This window comes from Rhizobium sp. CB3060, assembly GCF_025200735.1.
In the GTDB taxonomy this organism is placed as follows: domain Bacteria; phylum Pseudomonadota; class Alphaproteobacteria; order Rhizobiales; family Rhizobiaceae; genus Rhizobium.
This window is the reverse complement of record NZ_CP104158.1, coordinates 3,460,558-3,487,387: the sequence shown is the minus strand read 5'-3', so window position 1 is coordinate 3,487,387 and position 26,830 is coordinate 3,460,558. Positions and strand designations below refer to the sequence as shown.

Here is a 26,830-nt window from a genome sequence, read left to right as displayed (position 1 = left end):
AACCGAGGGCTCCGGCGTTCAGGAGGGGTGTGGCCGGACACCGCAATTGGGAGGAAAAATCATGAGAAAACTCATTCTGGGCTCCGCGATGGCGCTTCTGCTGTCGACTGCGGCCCATGCCGAAAACATCGGCGTGTCGATGGCGCTGTTCGACGACAACTTCCTGACCGTTCTGCGCAACGGCATGCAGGACTATGCCAAGACGATGAAGGGTGTGACGCTGCAGGTCGAAGACGCCCAGAACGACGTCGCCAAGCAGCAGAGCCAAATCCAGAATTTCATCGCCAGTAAGGTCGATGCCATCATCGTAAACCCGGTCGACACGGATGCCACGGCTGCCATGTCGAAGCTCGCTGCTGATGCGAAAATTCCGCTGATCTACGTCAACCGCGAACCGGCAAACGTCGACAGCCTGCCGGATAAACAGGCTTTCGTCGCTTCCAACGAGCAGGAATCCGGCACGCTGGAAGCCAAGGAAGTTTGCCGCCTGCTGAAGGGCAAGGGCAAGGCCGTCGTCATGATGGGCGAACTGTCGAACCAGGCAGCCCGCATGCGTACCAAGGACGTGCATGACGTTCTCGCCACCGACGAATGCAAGGGCATCCAGATCGTTCAGGAACAGACTGCCAACTGGCAGCGTACCCAGGGCTCCGACCTGATGACCAACTGGCTCTCCAGCGGTTTGGAATTCGATGCCGTCATTTCCAACAATGACGAAATGGCGATCGGTGCCATTCAGGCGCTGAAGGCAGCCGGAAAGTCGATGGATAAGGTTGTCATCGGCGGTGTCGACGCCACGCAGGACGCCTTGGCGGCCATGCAGGCCGGCGACCTCGACGTCACCGTTTTCCAGGACGCAGCCGGTCAGGGCAAGGGTGCGGTCGATGCCGCGCTGAAGCTTGCCAAGGGTGATAAGGTCGACAAGAAGGTCTATATTCCCTTCCAGCTCGTGACGCCCCAGAACGTCAAGGACTTCGTCAAGAAGAACTAACAGAGCGCTGTTAGCGACGGATGCGGGCGCAACAGCCCGCATCCCCAAATTCCGACAGCTCCCGGGAGGGAAAAGATGGTTGTGAGCCCATCCACCATGGCTGCGGTGCGCGCCAGCGGCGCGGTCCCCAATGCCGCCTATCTGCTGAGTGCCGAAGGCATTCGCAAGGAATTTCCGGGCGTGCTGGCCCTCGATGATGTTTCCTTCCGTCTAAAGCGCGGCACCGTGCATGCGCTGATGGGCGAAAACGGCGCCGGCAAGTCGACGCTGATGAAAATTCTAGCCGGCATCTATATTCCGGATCAGGGCGAAGTGCGCCTGAAGGGCGTCGAGATTCGTCTGAAGTCTCCGCTGGATGCGCTGGAAAACGGCATTGCGATGATCCATCAGGAGCTCAACCTGATGCCGTTCATGACCGTTGCCGAGAATATCTGGATCCGTCGCGAGCCGAAGAACCGCTTGGGCTTCGTCGACCATGCCGAGATGAACAGGAAGACCGACGAGCTCTTTCGCCGCCTGAACATCACCATCGATCCGGAAATTCAGGTGCGCGAGCTTTCGGTCGCCAACCGCCAGATGGTCGAGATCGCCAAGGCGGTATCCTATAATTCCGACGTGCTGATCATGGATGAGCCGACGTCGGCGCTGACCGAACGCGAAGTGGCGCATCTCTTCGAGATCATACGCGATCTGCGCGCGCAGGGCATCGGCATCGTCTACATCACCCACAAAATGAACGAGCTGTTCGAGATCGCCGATGAATTCTCGGTGTTCCGTGACGGAAAATATATCGGCACGCATACGTCCACCGACGTCACCCGCGACGACATTATCCGCATGATGGTCGGCCGCGAGATCACCCAGATGTTCCCGAAAGAAGAGGTGCCGATCGGCGACACCGTCCTTTCCGTCAAGGGGCTCACCCTGAACGGCGTGTTTTCCGATGTCTCCTTCGATGTTAAGGCCGGCGAAATCTTGGGGGTCGCGGGTCTCGTCGGCTCCGGCCGTTCGAATGTCGCCGAAGCGCTGTTCGGCGTGACGCCGGCTTCGTCCGGCACGATCGAGCTTTTCGGCAAGAAGGTCGATATCTCCTCGCCGGCGACGGCAATCCGGCACGGCATGGCGTTCCTGACGGAAGACCGGAAGGATACCGGCTGTCTGCTGATCCTCAGTGTGCTCGAGAACATGCAGGTCGCCGTGCTGCACGACAAGTTCGTGCGGGCCGGCTTCGTGCAGGAGGGCGCGATGGAGGCGACTTGCGAGGAGATGGCGCGCAAGCTGCGCATCAAGACGCCGAACCTTGACGAGCGCATCGAAAATCTTTCCGGCGGCAATCAGCAGAAAGCGCTGATCGGCCGTTGGCTGCTCACCAATCCGCGCATCCTGATCCTGGACGAGCCGACCCGCGGCATCGATGTCGGCGCGAAGGCGGAAATCCACCGCCTGGTCACCGAAATGGCGCGTAACGGCGTCGCTGTCATCATGATTTCGTCGGAGATGCCGGAGGTTCTCGGCATGAGCGATCGCATCATGGTGATGCATGAGGGACGGGTGACCGGTTTTCTCGATCGTGCGGAAGCAACTCAAGTGAAGGTGATGGAACTGGCCGCGCAGTGACGCCGCCAATCATCGCAAGGGAGGACTGAACCATGGTTAGCAAAGTTGCAGAGGCGACCGCACCGTCAGTGACGCGTCCCAGGCGCCGCCGCGTCCCGCCGGAACTCGGCATCTTCCTGGTGCTGATCGGCATTGCGCTCCTGTGCGAAATCCTCGGCTGGATCTTCGTCGGTCAGAGCTTTCTGCTCAATGTGCAGCGCCTGAAGATCATGATCCTGCAGGTTTCCGTGATCGGCATCATCTCGGTCGGGGTCACGCAGGTCATCATCACCGGCGGCATCGATCTTTCATCGGGCTCCGTCGTCGGGTTGACCGCCATGGTGGCGGCGAGCTTCGCACAGTCCTCGACCTGGGCGCGGGCGCTTTATCCAGCGCTGACCGATATGCCGTTTTTCGTTCCGATCGGCATCGGCCTGCTGATCGGCCTTGCCGCCGGTTACGTCAACGGCCAGCTCATCACGAAAACCAAGATTCCGCCGTTCATCGCGACGCTTGGCATGATGGTATCGGCCCGCGGCCTGTCGAAATTGTACACGAAGGGGCAACCGGTCTCCGGCCTCACCGATCAGTTCAATTTTATCGGCACCGGCATCTGGCCCGTCGTCGTCTTCCTGCTTGTCGCGCTGATCTTCCATATCGTGCTGCGCTACACGCGCTACGGCAAGTTCACCTATGCGATCGGCGCCAATGTGCAGGCAGCACGCGTCTCCGGCATCAATGTCGAGGCACATCTGGTAAAGGTCTATGCGATTGCCGGACTTCTGGCCGGGCTTGCCGGCATCATCACCGCCGCCCGCGTCCAGACGGCGCAGGCTGGCATGGGTGTAACCTACGAGTTGGATGCGATCGCCGCTGCCGTCATCGGCGGCACCTCGCTCACGGGCGGTGTCGGACGCATTACCGGCACGATCATTGGTACGGTTATCCTCGGCGTGATGATCTCGGGATTCACCTTCCTGAACGTCGACGCCTACTATCAGGAAATCGCCAAGGGCATCATCATCGTCGCCGCCGTCGCAATCGACGTCTACCGCCAGAAGAAGCGGGTCAAACACTGAAGCGGCCAAGGTTTCGTCTGATATCTCGAGGCGGGGTTTTGGCCCCGCCTTTTTCGTTTGCTGCGACATTCTATGCTAATGCAGATTTTTTTCATTTAGGTATGGCGAATCCTGCCATCTTTTCTATTCTGGCCGCTTCCCGCCGCTCGTCCGAGCGCATTATCCAGGATAGACAATGCAATCCGTATTTGATGGCCATAACGACGTTCTACTGAGACTCTGGAATCATGCCCGCGAAGGAACTGATCCGGTCGCCGAGTTCAGGGATGGAATATCGACTGGCCATATCGATGCGCCCCGCGCCAAGGCCGGTGGGCTGGGCGGCGGCCTCTGCGCCATCTATATCCCCTCCGGCAATCTCGTCTTCGCCGATCCCGATCGCAACGGCCATTATGCAACACCGCTCTCGCCGCCGCTGGAGCGGGCGTCGTCGCTCGATATCGCGCTTGAAATGGCGGCGATCGCCCTCAAGCTCGATCGCGCCGGCGTCTGGAAGCTTTGCCGCTCGACCGCCGAAATCCGCGACTGCATGGAAAAGGGCATCTTCGCCGCGGTGATGCACATGGAGGGCTGCGAGGCCATCGACGCCGATCTCGTCGCGCTCGAAACCTTCTATGCGGCCGGCCTGCGCTCGCTCGGCCCCGTCTGGAGCCGCAATAACGTCTTTGCCCATGGCGTACCCTTCGCCTATCCGAGCTCGCCCGATACCGGGCCGGGCCTCACCGATGCTGGTTTTGCGCTGGTGCGCGAGTGCAATCGGCTCGGCATCGTCATCGACCTTGCCCATATCACCGAGAAAGGCTTCTGGGATGTGGCGAAGACATCGGATCAGCCGCTGGTCGCCAGCCATTCCAACGCGCATGCGCTCACCCCCGTCGCCCGCAATCTCACCGACAAGCAGCTCGACGCCATCAGGGAGAGCCGCGGCATCGTCGGTTTGAACTATGCGACGGCCATGCTGCGCGAGGACGGCCGCTCGGATGCCAACACCCGGATCGAGGTGTTGGTTCGCCATGTCGACCACCTCGTCAGCCGTGTCGGCATCGATTGCGTCGGCCTCGGATCGGACTTCGACGGAGCGACGATTCCGGAAGAAATCGGCGACGCTGCAGGCAACCAAAAGCTGATTGCTGCGCTCAGGAACGTTGGCTATGCTGAAGCCGATCTTGTGAAGCTATGCAGGGAGAACTGGCTTCGTATCCTGGCTTCTGCTTGGGGAGAGAGCAGCAAGTCGCGTGCGTGATTGATAGTAATAAAAGCTAAAATAAGGGAACGAAAACATGATGATGATCAAGATGAACCGCAACTTTCGCGCCCTTTCGGCCGGTGCGGCTCTCACGCTTTTGACGATGGCTGTGCCGAGCGCTTTCGCGACAACGCCGAAGGATACGCTGGTTGAAGGTTTCGCCTTCGACGACATTCTCAGCATGGACCCGGCCGAAGCCTACGAACTCTCCGCCGCCGAGGTTACCGGCAACAGCTACAGCCTGCTCGTTCGCCTCGATATCAACGATACCTCCAAGATCCAGGGCGATCTTGCCGAGAGCTGGTCGGTCTCCGACGATCACCTGACCTATACGTTCAAGCTGAAGCCCGGCCTCAAATTCGCATCGGGCAATCCGATCACCGCCGATGACGTCGCCTGGTCCTTCGAGCGCGTCGTCAAGCTCAACAAGAGCCCCGCTTTCATCCTCACCCAGTTCGGCCTGACCGGCGACAACGTCACGGAAAAGGCTAAGGCTACGGATCCGAGCACCTTCACCTTCACCGTCGACAAGCCCTATGCGCCGAGCTTCGTGCTGAACTGCCTGACAGCGACGGTTGCGGAAGTGGTCGACAAGAAGCTGGTTATGGAGCACGTCAAACCGGTGACGCCGTCGGCCGACAACAAATACGACAACGATTTCGGCAATGGCTGGCTAAAGACCGGCTATGCCGGCTCCGGTCCGTTCAAGCTGCGCGAATGGCGCGCCAACCAGGCTGTCGTTCTGGAGCGCAACGACAATTATTACGGTGAAAAGCCGAAGCTTGCGCGCGTCATCTACCGCTTCATGAAGGAAAGCTCGGCGCAGCGCCTGGCGCTGGAGAATGGCGACATCGACGTTGCCCGCAACCTGTCGCCGACCGACCTCGCGGCCATCGAGAAGAACGCTGAACTTACCTCCACCAATGCGCCGAAGGGCACGATCTATTACGTCAGCCTCAACCAGAAGAACCCGAACCTCGCCAAGCCGGAAGTGCAGCAGGCGTTCAAATACCTGGTGGACTATGACGCCATCAGCAAGACGCTTATCAAGGGCATAGGCGAAATCCATCAGACCTTCGAGCCGAAGGGCATGCTTGGCTCCTTGGATGAAAATCCGTTCAAGCTTGATGTTGCCAAGGCCAAGGACCTGCTTGCCAAGGCCGGCCTGCCGAACGGTTTCTCCGTGACGATGGACGTGCGCAGCATCGAGCCGGATACGGGCGTTGCCACCTCGATCCAGCAGACGCTCGGCCAGGCCGGGATCAAGGTCGAGATCATCCCCGGCGATGGCAAGCAGAAGCTGACCAAGTATCGCGCCCGTAACCACGACATCTATTTCGGCAACTGGGGCAATGACTATTGGGATCCCCATTCCAATGCCGATACGTTCACGAACAATCCCGACAACTCCGACGCCGGCACCAACAAGACGCTCGCCTGGCGCAACGACTGGACGACACCTGAACTCGACAAGGAGACAAAGGCTGCCCTGTTCGAGGTCGACGCTGCCAAGCGCGGCGCCATGTATCAGGAGATCCAGAAGAAGTATCTGGATGCCAGCCCCTTCGTCTTCCTCTTCCAGCAGACGGAAGTCGCCGGCTATCGCAAGGATGTGAAGGACTTCAAGCTCGGCCCGAGCTTCGACACCAATTTTGTCTGGCCCGTGTCGAAGTGATGGTCCGATAGGACTGGTTCTTTGAGCACTGTCGAACGGAAAATGGAGGTGCGGCCCAAAAAGGGCCGTGCCGCGCCCATTCTGATGGGCGTTCTGCGCTTCCTGGTCGTGGCGGTCACGACCTATCTCGGCCTTCTCGCCGTCACTTTCTTCATCGGGCGCGTCATCCCGATCGATCCGGCATTGGCGATTGCCGGTGACCATGCACCTACGCAGGTGCTGGAGCGCCTGCGCCGTGAAATGCATCTCGATCAGCCGCTCTATCTGCAGTTCTATTATTATCTACTGAGTGCCCTGACCGGCGATTTCGGCACATCCGTGCTGACGACCAATCCGGTGATGGACGATATCCGGCGCGTTTTTCCGGCGACGATGGAGCTTGCGACCGTTGGTACGATCATCGGCGCGATCTTCGGAATTCCCTTCGGCGTGCTTGCCGCCGTGCGCCGCAACAGCTTCATCGACCAGATCGTCCGCGTCATCGGCCTCGTCGGCTATTCGGTGCCGGTATTCTGGCTGGCCATGGTGTCGCTCGTCATCTTTTATGCCAAGCTGGGCTGGGTGGCCTATCCCGGACGCATCGACATCGCCTTCGAATATACCTTCACGCCGATCACCGGCTTTTATCTGATCGACAGCGCCATGCAGGGGCAATGGGATGTGTTCTGGGATGCATTCCGCCACATCATTCTGCCGGCCTCGCTGCTCGGCTACTTCTCGCTTGCCTATATCAGCCGGATGACGCGCAGTTTCATGCTGAACGAACTCGGCCAGGAATATATCGTCGCGGCCCGCGCCAAGGGGCTTTCGGAAACGCGGGTGATCTGGGGACATGCGCTGCGCAGCGCCGCCGTGCCGCTGATCACGGTGATCGCGCTCTCCTATGCCGGATTGCTGGAAGGTTCGGTGCTGACGGAGATCGTGTTCTCCTGGCCGGGCATCGGTTTCTACATCACCAGCTCGCTGCAGAACGCCGATATGAACGCCGTGCTCGGCGGAACTGTCGTCGTCGGTACAGCCTTCATCGGGATTAACCTGCTCTCCGACCTGCTTTACCGCACTCTCGATCCAAGGACGCGACGCAAATGACGGCGACCGCTGAGACCACGCAACCTGGCTGGCGTGACTGGCTGCTGTCGGATCGGCCGCAGTCGCGCCGGCAAGCGAGCCTCGGACGTGCCTATGTCACATGGCGGCAATTTTCCGCCAATCGGCTGGCGGTTCTCGGATTGCTGATCATTGTCGTCCTCATTCTTGTGGCGGCATTTGCCAATGTTATCGCCCCCTATCCGCCGAGTATTGGGGATCTCACCAATGCCTATCTGAAGCCGCCCGGGACCGGCGGCTATCTTCTCGGTACCGACAATCTCGGGCGCGATATCCTGTCCCGTTTGATCTATGGGTCGCGATGGACCCTCTATATCGTTGTTCTCGTCGCGATCATTTCGGCGCCGCTCGGGCTGTTTATCGGTATGATAGCTGGCTATGCAGGTGGCTGGATCGACACCGTGCTGATGCGTATCACCGATATCTTCCTTGCCTTTCCGAAGTTGGTGCTGGCGCTCGCTTTTGCCGGCGCGCTCGGCCCCGGCATCGAGAATGCCATCATTGCGATCGCCATCACCTCCTGGCCGCCCTATGCGCGCCTGGCGCGGGCTGAGACGATGACGGTGCGGCGCTCCGATTATATCGCTGCCGTGCAACTCATGGGCGCCTCGCCGATCCGTATCGTCTTCCGCCATATCATGCCGCTCTGCATCTCCTCGGTGATCGTGCGTGTCACGCTCGATATGGCCGGCGTTATTCTGACGGCGGCGGGTCTCGGTTTCCTCGGCCTGGGCGCACAGCCCCCTCTGCCGGAATGGGGCGCGATGATTGCCACCGGGTTCAAATACTATCTCGATCAATGGTGGGTGGCGGCAATGCCGGGTATCGCCATCCTGATCGTCAGCCTGGGCTTCAACCTGCTCGGCGACGGTTTGCGGGATGCGCTCGATCCGAAGGAGAGCGGCCAATGACGCCACTGTTGACGGTCGAGAACCTCAGGGTTCGCTATCCCACCCGCACCGGCATCATCGAAGCCGTGCGCGGCGTCTCCTTCACGCTCGGCCGCGAGCGACTCGGCATTGTCGGCGAGAGCGGTTCCGGCAAGTCGCAAACCGGCCGCGCGATCATGGGCCTCACTTCGTCGCATGGCATCGTCACGGCCGACAAGCTGAACTTCAGCGGCATCGACCTGCTGTCGGTCTCGGCCAGGGAGCGCCGGTCGCTGCGCGGCAAGCGCATTGCCATGGTGCTGCAGGACCCGAAATATTCGCTCGATCCGGTGATGACCATCGGCAAGCAAATTACCGAGACGTTGCGCACGCATGAGAAGGTGAGCAGGGCGGAAGCGCGCGAGCGCGCACTCGCCATGCTGGAAGCGGTGCAGATCCGCGATCCCAAGCGCGTCTACGACCTGCATCCGCATGAAGTCTCCGGCGGCATGGGCCAGCGCGCGATGATCGCGATGATGCTGATCGCAGGCCCGGAGCTGCTGATCGCCGACGAGCCGACCTCGGCGTTGGACGTCACTGTGCAGCTCGATGTGCTGAGGATCATGGACAGGCTGGTATCGGAACGCGGCATGGGGCTGATTTTCGTGTCCCACGATCTGAGGCTGGTGTCCTCCTTCTGTGACCGGGTGATCGTCATGTATGCCGGCAAGATCGTCGAGGAATTAAAAGCTTCCGAACTCAACAATGCGCAGCATCCCTATACGCGCGGTCTGTTGAACTGCATGCCCGTCATCGGCGAGGACCGTCACCCGCTGCCGGTCCTTGATCGCAAGCCGGAGTGGGCGGCATGACGGCGGCGCTTGCGGTCGACGGCCTCAGTGTCGTCTATGACGGTTATTACGCCCTCGATGCGGTCAACATCGATGTGAACAAGGGCGAATCCTTCGGTCTTGTCGGCGAATCCGGTTCCGGCAAATCGACCTTACTGCGCGCCGTCGCCGGTCTCGCGCCTGTCAGCGACGGCGTGATCCGCGTCGATGGCGAGGCGCTGAAGGGTGCAAAACGCACCAAAGCGTTTTACCGCCAGGTCCAGATGGTGTTTCAGGACCCCTATGGCTCGCTGCATCCGCGTCAAACCATCGACCGGCTGCTGCTGGAGCCGCTGGCAATCCACGGCATCGGCGACAGCGAGACGCGCATTACCCGGGCGCTTGACGAAGTCGGCCTCGGTTCAGGCTTCCGTTTCCGCTATCCGCACCAACTATCGGGCGGCCAGCGCCAGCGCGTGGCGATTGCCCGCGCTTTGATCGTCGAGCCGTCTATCCTGTTGCTCGACGAACCGACCTCGGCGCTGGATGCTTCCGTGCAGGCGGAAGTGCTCAATTTGCTGGAGCAGGTGCGCAGGGATCGTCATCTGACGTTCGTTATGGTCAGTCACGATCTCGGTGTCGTCACCCATATGTGCGAACGCCTCGTGGTGATGCAGAATGGCGCTGTCGTCGAGCGGCTGAGCGCAAAAGAATTGGCGGCCGGCGATGTCAAGCAGGACTACACGCGCAACCTGATGATTGCGAGCAAAGGCTTTGTCCGTGCCTAATTGATTGTAATCATTAGTCCTTCATCGCCCTTTTAGTTAAGCTTCGCTTAAAAGACGACTAATCGTATAGACTATTGACTCGTGCCGCAATTCTGTCATGATCCCATTAATGGCGGTTAACTTTCGTGATCTCCTACATGGGGTCATGCGCGAGTGGAGGCAGGCATGTTTTTCATGGGTGGCATGACCATGGGGTATCTTCATCCGCCAGCACCGGCAAAAGAAGAGGACGCGTTGACCGTCACTCTGCCGGAAGAACAGAGCCGCCGTCAGATCGGTCCGACCGAAACTCCGGCTGCTGAAGCAAGCGCCGTAGAGCGCACTTTGATCTGGGCTCGCCGCATTCTCTGCTGATGTCAGCCTTGCTGATCTTTCGAGCCAGACCGCCGTCCAATGGTTTATTTTTTCTTGCGTTGGCCTCTGGACAAAAATTCATCTCTACCTAATTGATAGGGATTGTATAAATGTCGGACGTGGGCTCGCCCACATGACAACGACAAAAACGAACGGAGGCAACACATGGCGAATTTGGGTATGTCGAATACGCATGTGAATCAGTTCGACGGCTCGAAGCGCGTTGCGACGACGCGCAGCAAGATCCAGACTGCAATCCACGTTGCGCTGTTTTCTGCCGCATTCCTCTTCGTCGTCGCCATCGTCTTCGGCATCGTGATCTGAACGCGCTGCAAGGATGATATGACCGGCATTGATCGGTCATATCATGGGCGCGCGCCGCTGCGGTGCCGCGTTTATAGAGCGATGGTTGGCGTCATCTCTTTTTTGTTTTCTAACGGCCACGGCCGATCGGGCTAATCTTCAGGTCAGCCAGACGTTACCGTCGCATTCCTGTTTCTTCCCAAGTTGAAACGCTTCCCTAACGGCAATTCTTCTTTCCCGGCCTTGTCAAAACTTCGCCGGGCAAAGAAAATTTCCCATGACCGATAGAATGCGCTTCATGAAAACAGTAAGCTTCGCCAAAACACAAAATAGAGTGGGGCGGAGCATGACCAAAGCGGAGGCTGGGCGCAGCGGCAGACGGAATGGTGGTCAAGACGGGCGAGCGGTCCTGGACCAGGATTCGCATGCCATACGCGACGTAAAAGAGAATAATCTCGAATTGGCGATCGGCCACGAGGTCCGCGCCTTTCGCAAGAAGCTCGGCATCACCGGCGCCGACCTTGCTTCGGCCACCGGCATATCGCTCGGCATGCTCTCAAAGATCGAAAACGGCAACACGTCGCCGTCTCTCACCACATTGCAGGCGTTGGCGCGGGCGCTTGGAGTGCCCGTCACCTCGTTTTTCCGGCGGTTCGAAGAAAAGCGCAACGCCGTCTTCGTCAAGGCCGGCGAGGGTGTGGAGATGGAGCGGCGGGGTACGCGCGCCGGTCATCAGTACAATCTGCTCGGTCACATAGCCAACGGGTCTAGCGGGCTGCAGGTCGAGCCCTATCTCATCACGCTGACGGCCGATTCTGATGTTTTTCCGGCATTTCAGCATGAAGGGCTGGAATTGATCTATATGTTGGAAGGGGAAGTCGAATACCGTCATGCCGACAAGCTTTATGCGATGCGGCCGGGTGACAGCCTCTTTTTCGATGCCGATGCGCCGCATGGTCCGGAAGTGCTCGTTAGTCTGCCGATCCGCTTTCTGTCGATCATTTCCTACCCTGAGAAACACAGCTCTTGAGAGGAATTTGCGAATCTTTTGAGGGAGTTCAGTTTAAGTTCATCTTCCGCGGGATATGGAGGGCAACCTACCAAACCCTACTGAATTTCCGATTGCAAGAAATCAGCCTAAGGAGAATACCTCATGACCTTGATCGATTGTCTTTGACACGTGCAGACTGCTGCCGGAACCATCCGGTCGCGTCTCAAGTTTCACGGAAGCCTGTTTCGAATGATGGCGCAAAATTGCCATGATCCTGACGAAGAGGCCGTGAAAATCTTCGCCTGAATACGTTTGTTCTAAGCCGCCACTTCGAATTCATCCCCTTCGCGCGCCGGGAAGCGAAGCAAAGGGTCCAAATGCATGAATAGTCGTGTGGGGCAGGACAAAAACGGTAAAGGCGACAATGCCTGTCACTCTGTTTGGACCCAGAACCCGAATCCATGACGTCTCAAAACCTCTCCACTGTTCCGCCGCGCGATTCTGAAGCCAAGCAGATCGATCATAACGATTCGATCCGTGCCACCTATTTCTCCAACGATCAGATCCGGGAATGCGGTTCGATCTTCGCCCGCAACGGCGCTGCGACGAAGCTGCCGGGCTTTGCGCCCTTCGATTTCTTCGACCGGCACAAGGAGAACGAAAAAGAGATCCTGCGCGTCTATCGTTCGGCCAATGCCGACGTCGATGCCGGTGAATCGATCACGCCTGCGGCCGAATGGCTGCTCGACAACCACTACATCATCGAAGAGGCGATCCAGGAAGTCCGCCGCGATTTCCCGAAGAAGTACTACGATCAACTGCAGAAGATCACCATAGACGGCATGGTGATGCCGCGCACGCTGGCGCTTGCCTGGCTCTATGTCGCTCACACGCACAGCACCGTATCCAACCAGGGTCTCTTGGCACTTGTCGAAGGCTTCCAGTCGCACGACATGCTGAAGATCGGTGAGCTCTGGGCGGTTCCGTCGCTGGTGCGCTATGTGCTCGTTGACAATCTGCGTCGCATCTCCAGCCGCGTCGAGCAGAGCCGCCTGACGCGCAAGAAGGCCAATGCCGCGGTCGATGAGCTGATTCGCCTCAATGACGACGCCAAGGTCACCGAGTTCCTGAGGACGCTCGAGCCCTATACGTCCGACAATACCTTCGCCACGCAGTTCCTCTATCGTCTGCGCGACGGCTCGCACACTTCGGGCCTCGCCGTCACCTGGCTGGAACGGCGTCTGACGGAAGCCGGCACCGATGCCGAAACCGTCATGATGGCCGAGCACAACCGCCTGTCGTCCGGCAATGTGACGATGGGCAACATCATCAAAAGCCTGCGGCTGATCGACGATACCGACTGGTCGGGCTGGGTCGAGGAGGTCAGCGCAGTCGACAAGCTGCTCTGGGACGAGACCGATTACGCAAAGCTCGATCCTGGCTCGCGCAACAGCTATCGCCGCGCCATTGAGAAGCTAGCACGCCGCTCCGACAAGACGGAAATGGAGATAGCCCAGGTCGCCATGGCCATGACCGAAGCGGCCAAGGCCTCGGGCGAGCCGCAGCCGCATGAGCCCAATATCGGCGATTTCATCGTCGGCCAGCAGATCGAGAAGCTGGAAAAGGCGATCGGCTTCCGCCCGAAGCTGTCGCAGCGTTTCGTCCGCCAGTGGCGCAAGTTCAACTGGCTGGCGATCGCCGCCCCCGTTCTCCTGATCACCGTCATCGCTCTCTGGATCGTCGGTTATTTCATGATCCAGGCTGGCATGGGCTGGGCTGAAACCATCATCCTGCTGTTGATGTTCTCGCTGCCGGCATCCGAAGGCGCCACCGGCCTGTTCAACTTCGTGGTCACCATGTACCTCACGCCGGCGCGTCTCGTCGGCTATGAGTTCAAGGAGGGCATTCCGGAAGAGGCTCGTACACTGGTCGTCGTGCCGACTTTGATCGGTAATCGCGACAGCGTCGACGAACTGGTGCGCAACATCGAGGTCCATTATCTCGCCAATCCGCTTGGCGAAGTCTATTACGCGCTTCTGAGCGACTGGCCGGACAGCAAGGAAGAAGAGAGCGAACGCGATCTGGAGATTCTGGATTACGCCCGCCGCGAAGTCGCCAATCTCTCGGCCCGCTATGCCGAGGACGGCAAGCAGCGCTTCTATCTGCTGCATCGCCGCCGTCTTTACAATCCGGCCGAAGGCGCCTGGATGGGCTGGGAGCGCAAGCGCGGCAAGCTGCACGAGCTGAACCTGCTGCTGCGCGGCGACCGCGACACGACCTTCCTGCCCGGCGCCAATACCGTGCCGAAGAACGTGCAATACGTCATGACGCTCGATTCCGACACGCGCCTGGTGCGCGACACGGTCACGAAGCTCGTCGGAAAGCTGCATCATCCGACCAACCGCCCGGTCTTCGATCCTGAGACCAAGCGGGTCGTGCGTGGTTACGGCGTGCTGCAGCCGCGCGTCACCCCGTCGCTGACGACGGGCAAGGACGCCTCGGTGTTCCAGCGCGTCTTCTCCGTCAATCGCGGTCTCGACCCCTATGTCTTCGCCGTCTCCGACGTCTATCAGGACTTAGTCGAGGAAGGCACCTTCACCGGCAAGGGCCTCTATCATGTCGACGCCTTCGAGGCTTCGCTGAAGGGCAAGATCGAGGAAAACGCGGTTCTCAGCCACGATTTGCTCGAAGGCTCGATGGCGCGCTGTGCCCTCGTCACCGACTGCGAACTCGTCGAGGATTTCCCGATCCGCTACGAAGTTGAAGTCTCGCGCCAGCATCGCTGGGCTCGCGGCGACTGGCAGTTGCTTCCCTATCTCTTCAATCCGAAGCGCGGCGTCACCGGCCTCGGCCGCTGGAAGATGATGGACAATCTGCGCCGCTCGCTGACGCCGATCGCCTGGTTCTTCGCCTCCGTTCTCGGCTGGTATTTCATGGGGCCGTTCGCCGCCCTGATCTGGCAGATCCTCTTGATCTTCTGCCTGTTCGTGGCGCCGACACTGTCGCTGATCAACGGCATCATTCCGCGCACCAGCGATATCGTTGCCCGGGCCCATCTCTATACGGTCTGGTCGGATATCCGCGCCGCCAATGCGCAGGTCGCGCTGCGTATCGTCTTCATCGCCGACGGCGCCTGCATCATGGCCGACGCCATCGGCCGCTCGCTCTACCGTGCCTTCGTCAGCCGTAAGCTGATGCTGCAGTGGCGCACGGCGGCCAGCGCCCAGGCCGCGGCGCAGACGACGATCCTCGGCCACTACCGCGTCATGTGGCATGCACCGGTGCTGGCGCTGCTGGCATTGGCTTTCGCATCTCTTTCCGGCGACAATGCCTTCTTCGTCGGCATCCCCTTCGCGCTGCTGTGGATTCTGTCGCCGGCGATCGCCTGGTATGTCAGCCAGACGGCGGAAACCGAAGACAAGCTCGAAGTGCCGGAAGGCGTCTCCGCCGAGCTGCGCAAGATCGCGCGGCGCACCTGGCGTTATTTCGACACCTTCGTGGTCGAGCAGCAAAACCACCTGCCGCCGGACAATGTGCAGCAGACGCCGCATGCGGTGGTCGCTTCGCGGACTTCGCCGACCAATATCGGCGTCTACCTGCTCTCCGTGATCTCGGCCCGCAATTTCGGTTGGATTTCCTTCGAAGAAACCATTGATCGCATGGAAAAGACCATGGCGACCGTCGAGAAGCTCGAGAAATTCCGCGGGCATCTCTGCAACTGGTATCATACGGACACGCTGAAGCCGATGGGCGCGCGCTATGTCTCGGCGGTCGACAGCGGTAACTTCGCCGGTCACCTGATCGCCGTGTCGTCGGCCTGCCGCATCTGGGCGGAAGCGCCCTCCGCGCATATGCAGGGCAATCTAGACGGCATCGGCGATGTCGCCGGCATTCTCGGTGAAATGCTCGCCGAACTGCCGGATGACCGCAAGACCGTTCGTCCGCTGCGTCATCGTCTGGAAGAGCGCATCATCGGCTTCCGGAACGCGCTGGCCGCCGTCAAGCGCGAGCACGAGTTCGCCTCGATCCGCATCATCAACCTGTCGGTCCTGGCGCATGATATTCAGAAGCTCGCCGCCAACCTCGACCATGAGGTCAAGTCGCAGCAGAGCGGCGAGGTGCTCACCTGGTCGGAATCGCTGGTGAAGGTCTGCGAAGGCCATATTGCCGACAGCGTCTTCGATCTCGCCAATGTCGATGCGCTGCGCCAGCGTCTGGCAAAGCTGCGCGACCGCATGCGCGATACTGCTTTCGGTATGGAATTCGCCTTCCTCTACCGTCCGGAACGGCGCCTGCTTTCTATCGGCTTCCGTGTTGAAACCAACGAACTCGATGCCGCCTGCTACGACTTGCTGGCATCCGAAGCGCGTCTTACCAGCCTCTTCGCCATCGCCAAGGGCGATCTGCCGACGGAGCATTGGTATCGCCTCGGCCGCCAGGTCGTGCCGATCGGCTCGCGGGGTGCTCTGGTTTCCTGGTCCGGCTCGATGTTCGAATATCTGATGCCGCCGCTCGTCATGCAGGAGCGTCAGGGTGGTATCCTCAACCAGACCAACAATCTGATTGTTCAGGAGCAGATGAATTATGCCAAGCGCCTCGGCGCCGGCATCCCCTGGGGCATTTCGGAAGCGGCCTTCAACGCCCGCGACCACTACATGCACTACCAGTACACCAACTTCGGCGTGCCTTCGCTCGGCCTGAAGCGCGGTCTCGGCCAGAATGCGGTCATCGCGCCCTATGCTTCGATTCTGGCCAGCCAGTATCGTCCGGAAGCGGCGCTCGAAAACCTGCAGAAGCTGCGCAAGGTCGGCGCGCTCGGCACCTATGGCTTCCACGACGCCGTCGATTTCACGCCGACCCGCGTTCCCGAGGGCAAGAAGTGCGCGGTGGTCTACAACTACTATGCCCACCATCACGGCATGTCGATTGCGGCTATTGCCAACGTCGCCTTCAACGGACGCCTGCGTGAGCTGTTCCATGCCGATCCGGTGATCGAAGCGGCCGAGTTGCTGCTGCAGGAAAAGGCGCCGCGCGATATCCCTGTCATGGCCGCAAAGCACGAGAGCGACCAGCCGGCCAATATCCAGGAAGACATGCTGCGTCCGGAAATCCGCAAAATTGCCGATCCGGCGACGCACGATCGCGAACTCGCCTTCCTGTCCAACGGCCATTACGCCGTCATGCTGACGGCGACCGGCGCCGGCTACTCACGCTGGAATGGCTTGTCGGTCTCGCGCTGGCGGCCCGATCCGACGGAAGATCGCTGGGGCACCTTCATCTTCCTGCGCGATACCGCATCCGGCCAATGGTGGTCGGCCACATCAGAGCCGCGTAGCGTCGAAGGCGAAAAGGTCAAAGTCACCTTCAGCGATGAAAAGGCGGAGTACAGCAAGACCATTGGTGATCTCACCAGCGATGTCGAATGCATCGTCGCAACCGAACACGATGCCGAGGGCCGCCGTGTGACGCTGCTCAACATGGGCGCGGAGGATCGCTTCATTGAAGTGACCTCCTATCTCGAGCCGGCAATCGCCAGCGACGATGTCGATTCGGGCCATCCGGTCTTTGCGCGCATGTTCGTGCGCACCGAGATCGGCAGCACCGGCGACGTGATCCGCGCCGAGCGCAACAAGCGCGATTACAATGAGCCTGACATGTCGATCGCCCATCTGGTCGTCGACAATGCCGGCACCGAGCGCCCGACGGAATTCGAGACAGACCGCCGCAAGTTCCTCGGCCGTGGCCGGACGCTCGCGGAAGCCGCCGCTTTCGATTCGGGCGCAACTCTGTCCGGCACGGACGGCTTCACCATGGACGCCTGCTTGTCGCTGCGTCGCGTCGTGCGCGTGCCGGCCGGCAAGAAGGTCAGCGTGATCTTCTGGACGATCGCCGCACCGAGCCGCGAGGATGTCGACAAGGCGGTCGATCGCTACCGCAATCCCGATACCTTCGGCATCGAGCTCACGCAGGCCTGGACGCGCACGCAGATGCAGATGCGCCATGTCGGCGTCACCTCGCAGCAGGCCGCAGCCTTCCAGAAGCTTGCCCGCTATCTCGTCTATCCGGACATGCATCTGCGCGCCGACAGCGCCACCGTTCAGGCCGGCCTGCATTCGCAGTCCGCACTTTGGCCGGTGACGATCTCGGGTGATTTCCCGATCTTCACCCTGCGCATCAACGACGATATCGACCTCGAAATCGCGCGGGAAGCGCTGAGTGCCGCGGAATATCTGCGTTCACGCGGCATCAATGCCGATCTGGTGATCGTCAATGAGCGGGCCGTAGACCAAGCCCAGGACATGCAACGTGAGCTCGACAAGCTCGTCGAGCATATTCGCCACAATCAGGGCGAGGGCCTGCGCCAGAATATCTTCTCGGTTCGCAAGGATCTGATCGAGCAGGAGACCTACCAGCAGATTCTTGCTGCCTCGCGCGTGATCTTCCATGCACGTAACGGCAAGCTTGTTGATCAAATCGCCCGTGCGGCGACGCTGTTCGGTTCGGCGCAGTCCGATGGGCCGGCGCCGGTCAATCGCCTTGCCGTACCGATGGTGCCGCAGAAATCCGTCTTTGCAGCCGGTGAACTGGAAGCACAGGACGACCTCGACTTCTGGAACGGCTATGGCGGCTTTGCCGACAATGGCCGCGAATATGTCGTCCGGCTCGCCGGCGGCCAGTCGACGCCGCATCCGTGGATCAACGTCATCTCCAACGAGCGTTTCGGCTTCCATGTGCCTGCTGAAGGCGGCGGTTTCACCTGGAGCCACAATTCGCGCGACTATCAGTTGACCCCATGGACCAACGACATGGTCATCAACCGTCCGGGCGAGGCGCTTTATGTGACCGATCTCGACAGCAATACGGTGATGACCCCCTATGCGGCCCTGTCGCGCAATCCGAAGGTCCAGTATGAGGCCCGCCACGGTCTCGGCTATTCGGTGTTCTCGAGCGAACAGAGCGGCATAGCGCTGGAGCTGACGCAAACGATCGATCGCGAACGCCCGGTCAAGCTTTTCCGCCTGCGCATCCGCAATACGGGCGAGGGTAGCCGCCGGCTGCGGCTCTACAATTATGCGGAATGGGTGCTCGGCATCAATCCGCACAAGACACGGCCGTTCATCCTGTCGTCGGTGGATGAGGAAACCGGCGCGCTGTTTGCCAACAATCCCTACAGCATCGATTATTCCAAGCGTATCGCCTTCATGGCGGCGAGCGAGGCGCATTCGAGCTTCTCGGCCAGCCGCCGCGAATTCATCGGCCGTTACGGCACGGTGCAGATGCCGGAAGCCGTCGTTTCCGGCGCTGCCCTTTCCAATTCCACCGATCTCGACGGCGATCCCTGCGCGGCGCTCGCCTTCGATCTGACGGTCGGAGCCGGCGAACAGAAGGATATCTGCTTCTATATGGGCGATACCGCTTCGATCGAAGAGGCGCGCGCATTGGTGGCCGACATCCGCAATGCCGATTTCGAGGCTGTGCTTTCGGCCAGCCGCGGCTTCTGGGATAACTTCACCGGCCGTCTGCAGATCTCGACGCCGGACAAGGCGATGAACAACCTGATCAATGCCTGGCTGCCCTATCAGAGCCTCGGCTGCCGGATCATGGCCCGCACTGCCTTCTATCAGGCTTCCGGCGCCTTCGGTTTCCGCGACCAGTTGCAGGATACGCTGGCCTTCCTGATGCATGCGCCGGAGCTTGCCCGCAAGCAGATCCTGAATGCGGCGCAACGCCAGTTCCGCGAAGGCGATGTGCAGCATTGGTGGCTGCCGGGCAGCGGGGCCGGCGTGCGCACGAGTATCTCGGACGATGTCGTCTGGCTCGCCTATGCCATCAACCAGTATTGCACGGTGACCGGCGACAAGTCGCTTCTCGATGAAGAACTCGCCTTCGTCGAAGGTGCGGCCCTTATGCCTGGTACGCACGATGCCTTCTACCAGCCGACCGTGTCGCAGGATAAGGTCAGCGTCTATCAGCATGCGGCCTTGGCGCTCGATCTGGCGATCAAGCGCAAGGGCGGCAACGGCCTGCCGCTGATCCTCGGCGGCGACTGGAACGACGGCATGAACCGGGTCGGCATTCAGGGCCGTGGCGAAAGCGTCTGGCTTGGCTGGTTCCTGGCCGGCACGCTCACCGCTTTCCTGCCCTATGCGGAAGCGCGGGGCGACCGGGAGCGTGTCGAACGCTGGACCAAGCATCTGCCGGAACTGCGCAAGGCGCTGGAAACGGCGGGCTGGGATGGCGGCCACTATCGCCGCGGCTATTTCGACGATGGCAGCCCGCTCGGCTCGGACGAGAATTTCGAATGCCAGATCGATTCGATCGCGCAGTCCTGGAACATCTTGTCCGGCGAAGGCGACCGCGAGCGCGGCGAGAAGGCGATGAATGCCGTTCTCGAAAAGCTAGTCGACGATGATAACCGCATCATCCGGCTGTTCACGCCGCCCTTCTCCAAGTCGGCGCGCGATCCGGGCTACATCAAGTCCTATCCGCCGGGCGTGCGCGAAAACGGCGGCCAGTATACCCATGCCGCGACCTGGGTGGTCATGGCACTGGCAGAGATGAATCGCGGCGACGATGCCTGGCGTTGCTTCGAACTGCTCAATCCCGTGAACCATGCACGAAATCGTGATGAGGCCGATACCTACCGCGTGGAGCCCTATGTCATTGCCGCCGACGTCTACGGCGAGGGGCAATTGACCGGCCGCGGCGGCTGGACCTGGTATACGGGCTCGGCCGGATGGCTTTATCGCGTGGCAATTGAGGGAATTCTCGGCATTCGCGTCAAAAATGGCCATCTCTACGTCAAGCCGGCGCTGCCGTCGAAGTGGGATGGCTTTGCGGCGGACCTCGATCTGCCGAGCGGAAAATACCGCATTTCCGTCTCAAAAGCGCCCGATGCTAAGGGATACTTGGTGTCTGTGAATGACAGGGCGATCGCCCATCCCGAAGAGGGCTATCCGATCGGACAGTAGCGCTTTCCTGCACTGTTTCGCTTCAACGATCGGGGCCAAAGGGGGAACTCTTTGGCCCCGATCGCATTTGGTTGTCGGAACAGGAGAGGTCCATGAATTCCAGGGCAAATATCGACGTGGCCTCGGCAACGCGAATCACCTTGCCGAAGGCGACGACGCAGCGGGATACGAGACTGGATGTTCTGAGGGCTTTGGCCCTGATCACGATCTTCATCAATCATGTGCCCGGTCAGTTCCTCGAGCGGCTGACCACCAAGAATTTCGGTTTCTCCGACGGGGCGGAAGCCTTCGTGCTGATCTCCGGCATCTCCGTCGGTCTTGCCTATGGCACGCGGTTCAAGCCGGGCAACCGGCTTTCAACTGCCTTAAAGGCGGTCAAGCGCGCTTTCACGCTTTATACCGCGCATATGATCACCACTTTCATCACGCTGGTGCTGTTCATTTCCGGCGCATGGGTATTCCGCCAGGCGGGCCTGCTCTGCGAGGTGAACATCCTTGCCGTGCTGATGGATCCGGCTCGCGGCATTCCGGCCCTGCTGTTGCTCGGCCACCAGATCGGCTACAACAACATCCTGCCGATGTATGGCGCCTTGTTCCTGATGCTGCCGCTGATGTTGGTGCTAGAGGCGCGAAGCCCGCTGCTTTTGCTTTTGGTTTCCGGCAGCGTCTGGCTGGTCGCTGGCATCTATCAGATGGCGCCGCACACGACGTTGCTGGATGGTTTCTGGTTCCTCAATCCGCTGTCCTGGCAGTTCCTGTTCGTCATCGGCTTCGTTGCCGTCATGCATGTGAAGCGCGGCGGCCGGATATCCTATAATCCGGCCCTGTTTGCGCTGTCGCTCGCCTATGTCGTGCTGTCCTTCATCTGGGTCACCGACAAGCTCTGGGTGCTGGGCGATCATCTTGCTGCGTTTGGTCTCCCGACGGTCGTCACCGGTTTCGACAAGACATTTCTGTCGCTGCCGCGCTTGCTACATGTGCTGGCGCTCGCCTATCTCATCATCACTGTGCCGTCCGTTTCGCGCTTGCTGCGTCGGTCCGCCGATCATCCGTTGACGATCCTTGGACGGCATTCCCTCAGCATTTTCGTTGCGGGCACGATCCTCGCCATGGCCGGCCAGGTCATCCTCTACGTTACCGACAAGGATCCGGCCGTTGGCGGCGCCTATGTGCTCGTCGGGATCGCCGCACAGTTCGCCTATGCCTATTATCTCGAGCATAAGCGGCAGGATGCAGTCAGCCGCCCGTCCCTTGCGACGTCCATAGCGACGATTCCACTGCCGGTGCGAACCGAAAAGCGCCGATAGTCGGCTCTGCGGCCATCGGCTACCACAACACGTAATCCATTGAATTATATTCCCAATTCGTTTTGCGACACTTGTGTGAACGAAGTGTGACGTGATTTTTCTGCAACGCAATGACAATCCAGTGCGTTGCAGCAAAGATTCCATTGCTCGAAATCTTGTTGTGCAAAATTGAATTGCCTACATCGGGACCGTGACGGCGCTCGGGGAGTGCCGCCACCCCGGCGCTATACGCGTCCCAACGACGGGCGCGGCGCATTCGTGGGGATTGTCAAAACGGGAATGGGGTAGGGAACGTCGATTTTTCGGCGCGATAGCTCATGCCCAATCGATACTGGATTGGAGTAATCTATGAATATCAGAAGTCTTCTTCTCGGTTCGGCCGCTGCTCTGGCTGCCGTTTCGGGAGCACAGGCGGCTGACGCCATCGTGGCCGCCGAGCCGGAGCCGCTTGAATATGTTCGCATCTGCGACGCCTTTGGCGCCGGTTACTTCTTCATTCCCGGCACGGAAACCTGCCTGAAGATCGGCGGCCGCGTCCGCACCGAAGGCGAATGGTACGATGCCTACAACGCCAACAGCAAGAACGGTACGCTTTGGCATACTCGCGCCGAGCTCAGCATCGACACGGCGAGCGATACCGAATACGGCCCGCTGAAGACCAACACCGTCTACCGTTGGGATTGGCAGGAAGGCAACTCCACGAGCACGAAGCTGCTTTGGGCCAATATCAGCCTCGCCGGCTTCACCGTCGGTAAGCTCGACTCGCAGTACAACCTCTTCATGGGCTATGCCGGCAACGTCATCAACGACGACGTCGTCTATGACGGCCCGAAGGAACTCAACCAGTTCACCTACAAATATGATGCCGGCAACGGCTTCACGGCAGTGATCTCGCTGGAAGATTCCAACTCGTCGGCCGACACCTCGTCCTACGGCGGCGCATGGCGCACCGGCAAGGCCGATCATTATGCTCCTGACGTTGTTGCCGGCGCCGGCTACAAGGCCGGTGCATGGACCCTCCGGGTCATCGGCGGCTATGACTCGATCGTCGAAGAAGGCGCCATCAAGGCTCGCATCGACGCCGATTTCGGCGACTTCAAGGCCTTCCTGATGGGCGGCTGGAACACGGATGGCGACAAGCTGAACAAGTATGCCGGTTCTTACCTCAACAGCAACCGCTCAGCCTGCCCGACCAATGGCGCGGATTGCGGCTGGGGCGACTGGGCCTTCTGGACGGGCGCCAGCTACCAGTTGACGCCGAAGCTGCAGGCCAATGCTCAAGTCGCTTACACCGACTCGAAGATCCTCGCCGCCACCGCCAACGTTGCCTGGCGTCCGGTCAAGGACCTGCTGATCGAGCCGGAAGTCTCCTACACGGATTGGGACGCTGCCGACAAGGATCAGTGGGCCGGCGTGCTCCGCTTCGAACGCAAGTTCTGATCTGATCCCGGTTTGACGCCAGTCGCAACCGGTTTGACGTCGGCCGTGACTCCAGCTTGACGCCAAAACCGATTTGACCTCCGATCAGAGAAGGAGAAAGGCCCGGGTTCCCTGCCGGGCCTTTCTTGTTTTTGGTTTAGTTGCCGTATTCGAAGGGGATGTTTCTTGCGAGGGGCCAGGCACAGGGCTGCGGCGTCATCGTGCTTGCCTGATAAACTCCGCGCTGTCGGCAACAAAAAAGCCGGAAGAGCATCGCTCTCCCGGCCTCGATCTTTAAGCCCTTTGCAAATATCAGGCGGCTTCGTTTTCCGTGGTATGTGCCTTCCGGACTTCGTCGTCCGTTAGGATACCGCTGGCGCGAAGCAGGGCGGCGAAGCGGCCGTTGCTCTGGCTGAGCTCGTTGAAGCTGCCGTTTTCGATCACGCGGCCATTGTCGAGGAAGAGGACGATATCGGCCTCGCGCACCGTCGACAGGCGGTGGGCGATGATGAAGGTCGTGCGGTTCTGGCGCAGATTGTCGATCGCCGCCTTGACCCGGTTCTCGGTCTCCACGTCGAGCGCGCTGGTCGCTTCGTCGAGCACGAGGATCGGCGCGTCCTTCAGGATGGCGCGGGCGATAGCGATACGCTGGCGCTCGCCGCCGGAGAGCTTGTTGCCGCGCTCGCCAACCCGGGTCTCGTAACCGCTCTCGCGATTTTCGATGAAGTCGTTGGCGGCAGCCGCTTGGGCGGCGCGGACCATCTCCTCTTCGGTCGCGCCTTCGCGGCCGAGACGGATGTTGTCGCTGATCGAGCGGTTCAGCAGGCCGGCATCCTGGAAGACGGTGGCGATGTAGCGGCGCAGCGACTTGCGTGTCACCTTGGTGATGTCGTTGCCGTCGACGAGGATCTGGCCGTCCTGCGGGTCGAAGACGCGCTGCAGCAGGTTGACCAGCGTCGTCTTGCCGGCGCCGGTCGGGCCGACGATGGCGACCGTCTGGCCGGCCTTCACCGTGAAGTTGATGTTGTGCAGGCCCTGCGACGTATTGCCGAAGCCGAAGGATACGTTGCGGAACTCGACTTCGCCCTTGACGTCCTTGATTTCGGCAAGGCCGGCCGGCTCTTCACGGTCGCGCACGGAATCTTCCAGCGTGTAGAAGTCTTCCAGCTTGGCACGTGCTTCGAAGATCTGGTTGGCAAAGTTGCGGAGCTGCTCCAGGCGGCCGATCAGCACGTTGGCGAAGGCGATAAAGGTGATGAGCGCGCCGAGGCTCAGGCTGCCGTCTTGGACGAGCACCGTACCGATCATCAGGATCGCCATCATCGCGACGGTCGAGGCCGTGCGGTTCAGCGCGCCGGCGAGCGCCCACCAGTCGAGAACCGGATACTGCGCGGCGAGCAGTCGTTCGGTGAAGGACTTCAGCGCCCTGGTTTCGGCTTCGATGCGGTTGTAGCTATGCAGCACGGAAACGTTGCTGATGCTGTCGCTGACATGCGAGAACACCGTGTTGTAATGGCTTTCCACCGAGGTCTGGCCATCCTTCGTGCGGTTCATGACCAGACGGCCGATGATCCAGTAGAAGACGCCGAGTAGGATGAGAACGGCCGACAGGCGCAGGTCCATGGCAATGGCCGTGGGAACCATCACGACCAGTGCGACCGCCGTCGTCAGATGGTTGCGCATGAATTCGAGCCAGAGGCCGAAGAGGGCTTCGCAGGCGCGGAGCAGCGTATTCAGAGCACTCGCCGTGCCGCGCTGGCTGTGCCAGGAGAGCGGCATGGAGATGATGCGGCTAAACGCTTCGGTCAGCAGCGAGGCGCGGCGTCCATGGGCGAGACGATCCGCCTCGCGGGAAACGACGATGAAGGCGACTGCGCTGAAGACGGCGAAACCGGCCCACAGCATCATCGTCGGCGCCGCGGCCTCTTTCTTGGCAATGGCGTCGAAGATACGGCCGAACAGAACCGGCTCGTAAATAGTGGTCATCGCCAGTGCAATGTTTGCGATGACAACCATCCAGACGCGGTATCGATACGCGCCAAGATACTTCAGGGCTCTTGCATAGACTTTGAACAACGACACGTCGGGCACCCTCTGTGCATCTGCGAAAATTCGGAATGATCGGATGCTACAGATTGGTTCCTGAACCGGCGATTAACGGAATCCGACGCTGTTTTTTCAGGGTAATTTTTACCCCTTATGTCAGGGGCCGCGAGGGCACGAAATCGGCTGCCAGAGAAATGTGATAATTAAAGAATACTTTATATCATGGCATTGTCGCGCAGCGATGCGATTGCTATTCAGGGTTGATCACTAAATTTTTCGCCAATGACGTTCAATTTATTTTCGATCCGATTATGTTTGCCCGCCATCCGCCGACTCGGGAGGCAAGGCGGAACATGAAGGCGGCATCTGCTGACGAACAACCAGGCTTTCAAGCCAGGGGGTAGCTGTGAATATTCATTCCTTAATACAATTGCTTGTGGTCATTGAAGAATGCAAGCTTGCCAAGAATGTCGTGGCGGAGCTGGAACTGGTGCTGCGGTCCTACAAGTTCGATTTCTACGGTCTGCTGAAGCAGCCGCGGCCGAATGTGGACCCCACGACCCTGATGCTGGCCGGACGCTGGCCCGACAAATGGCCGCTCACCTATGTCGCCAAGAAATACCTGCTTATCGACCCCACCATCCGTTATCTCGGCCGGGCGCAGCGGCCTTTCCGCTGGCGCGATGCCATGGCGGCGCTGAAGGGTGATCCGCTGCGCCGGCGCATGGAGCAGATGATGGCCGATGCCCGCGCCCACGGGCTGATCGATGGCTATATCTTCCCCATTCATGGGCGCAGCGGCCTGCTCGGCAGCATGACCGTCGGCGGCAATGTGGTCGATCTGTCGCCCGTCGAACTCTCGCTACTCGATGCGGTGGCGAAAAAAGCCTTCTGGCGGCTTCTGGAACTGCGCGGCGAAGCGCAATCGCTGGAGCAGCCGGCTACTATCGACGTGAAGCTGACCAGGCGCGAGACCGAGGTGTTGAACCATCTGGCGGAAGGCATGACCTCCATGGAAATCAGCCGGACGCTCAAAATCTCAAATCACACCGTCGATTGGTATATGAATAGTATCCAGGACAAGCTGAACGCCAAGAACCGCCAGCATATCGTTGCCATCGCCTTCAGAAACGGGCTTATTCCGTAGTGGCAACTATTTTGATGTCGGATGTCGCAGGAGAAATTGAACTTCTTGTGACAAGAAGTTAAGAATTCTCTTCGCGGGTGCAGCATTGCCCGTTTCGATGCCGTGAGGAG

At 60.0% G+C, this 26,830-nt stretch carries 17 protein-coding genes; 16 read left to right on the top strand and 1 reads right to left on the bottom strand.

The window, feature by feature from the left end; genetic code table 11:
• Positions 1–61: 61 nt before the first annotated feature.
• The 15 genes from N2601_RS16780 (at position 62) to N2601_RS16710 (ending at position 23,548) form a co-directional block, all read left to right on the top strand.
• Positions 62–991: a sugar ABC transporter substrate-binding protein gene (locus tag N2601_RS16780; RefSeq protein ID WP_104824854.1), complete on the top strand. Its 930-nt coding sequence runs from the start codon at positions 62–64 to the stop codon at positions 989–991.
• Positions 992–1,066: 75 nt separating this feature from the next.
• Positions 1,067–2,608 (top strand): sugar ABC transporter ATP-binding protein, encoded by a 1,542-nt coding sequence (locus N2601_RS16775; protein ID WP_104824853.1) that lies wholly within the window; start codon positions 1,067–1,069, stop codon positions 2,606–2,608.
• A gap of 32 nt (positions 2,609–2,640) precedes the next feature.
• Positions 2,641–3,666 (top strand): ABC transporter permease, encoded by a 1,026-nt coding sequence (locus N2601_RS16770; RefSeq protein ID WP_104824852.1) that lies wholly within the window; start codon positions 2,641–2,643, stop codon positions 3,664–3,666.
• Between the two features lie 175 nt (positions 3,667–3,841).
• A complete protein-coding gene (locus N2601_RS16765) occupies positions 3,842–4,909 on the top strand; it encodes a dipeptidase (RefSeq protein WP_104824851.1) in 1,068 nt (355 codons plus the stop codon).
• Between the two features lie 37 nt (positions 4,910–4,946).
• Positions 4,947–6,587, top strand: coding sequence for an ABC transporter substrate-binding protein (locus N2601_RS16760; protein WP_104824850.1), 1,641 nt, complete (start codon positions 4,947–4,949; stop codon positions 6,585–6,587).
• Positions 6,588–6,608: 21 nt separating this feature from the next.
• Entirely contained in the window at positions 6,609–7,676 is a 1,068-nt protein-coding gene (locus N2601_RS16755) for an ABC transporter permease (RefSeq protein WP_104824849.1), read from the top strand.
• Positions 7,673–8,605, top strand: coding sequence for an ABC transporter permease (locus tag N2601_RS16750; RefSeq protein ID WP_104824848.1), 933 nt, complete (start codon positions 7,673–7,675; stop codon positions 8,603–8,605). Before N2601_RS16755 ends, N2601_RS16750 begins: the two co-directional genes overlap by 4 nt.
• Entirely contained in the window at positions 8,602–9,435 is an 834-nt protein-coding gene (locus tag N2601_RS16745) for an ABC transporter ATP-binding protein (protein ID WP_104824847.1), read from the top strand. Before N2601_RS16750 ends, N2601_RS16745 begins: the two co-directional genes overlap by 4 nt.
• Positions 9,432–10,181 carry an ABC transporter ATP-binding protein gene (locus N2601_RS16740; RefSeq protein ID WP_104824846.1) on the top strand — a complete coding sequence of 250 codons (750 nt, stop codon included), beginning with the start codon at positions 9,432–9,434 and terminating at the stop codon, positions 10,179–10,181. Before N2601_RS16745 ends, N2601_RS16740 begins: the two co-directional genes overlap by 4 nt.
• Positions 10,182–10,346: 165 nt before the next feature.
• Positions 10,347–10,535 (top strand): hypothetical protein, encoded by a 189-nt coding sequence (locus tag N2601_RS16735; RefSeq protein WP_104824845.1) that lies wholly within the window; start codon positions 10,347–10,349, stop codon positions 10,533–10,535.
• Between the two features lie 165 nt (positions 10,536–10,700).
• On the top strand, positions 10,701–10,859 hold the full coding sequence (locus tag N2601_RS16730) for a hypothetical protein (protein ID WP_199773502.1): 159 nt from the start codon (positions 10,701–10,703) through the stop codon (positions 10,857–10,859).
• A gap of 325 nt (positions 10,860–11,184) precedes the next feature.
• On the top strand, positions 11,185–11,868 hold the full coding sequence (locus tag N2601_RS16725; protein ID WP_104824844.1) for a helix-turn-helix domain-containing protein: 684 nt from the start codon (positions 11,185–11,187) through the stop codon (positions 11,866–11,868).
• 422 nt (positions 11,869–12,290) lie between these two features.
• Entirely contained in the window at positions 12,291–20,801 is an 8,511-nt protein-coding gene (locus N2601_RS16720) for a GH36-type glycosyl hydrolase domain-containing protein (RefSeq protein WP_260303209.1), read from the top strand.
• A 92-nt stretch (positions 20,802–20,893) separates the two neighbouring features.
• A complete protein-coding gene (locus N2601_RS16715) occupies positions 20,894–22,108 on the top strand; it encodes an OpgC family protein (RefSeq protein WP_104824842.1) in 1,215 nt (404 codons plus the stop codon).
• Positions 22,109–22,456: 348 nt separating this feature from the next.
• Positions 22,457–23,548: a porin gene (locus N2601_RS16710; RefSeq protein WP_104824841.1), complete on the top strand. Its 1,092-nt coding sequence runs from the start codon at positions 22,457–22,459 to the stop codon at positions 23,546–23,548.
• Between the two features lie 291 nt (positions 23,549–23,839).
• Here N2601_RS16710 and N2601_RS16705 read toward each other — a convergent pair whose 3' ends face one another.
• A complete protein-coding gene (locus N2601_RS16705) occupies positions 23,840–25,609 on the bottom strand; it encodes a glucan ABC transporter ATP-binding protein/ permease (protein WP_104825274.1) in 1,770 nt (589 codons plus the stop codon).
• A 370-nt stretch (positions 25,610–25,979) separates the two neighbouring features.
• Here N2601_RS16705 and N2601_RS16700 point away from each other — a divergent pair, with 370 nt between their 5' ends.
• Positions 25,980–26,720 carry a helix-turn-helix transcriptional regulator gene (locus tag N2601_RS16700; protein WP_104824840.1) on the top strand — a complete coding sequence of 247 codons (741 nt, stop codon included), beginning with the start codon at positions 25,980–25,982 and terminating at the stop codon, positions 26,718–26,720.
• Positions 26,721–26,830 lie beyond the last annotated feature (110 nt).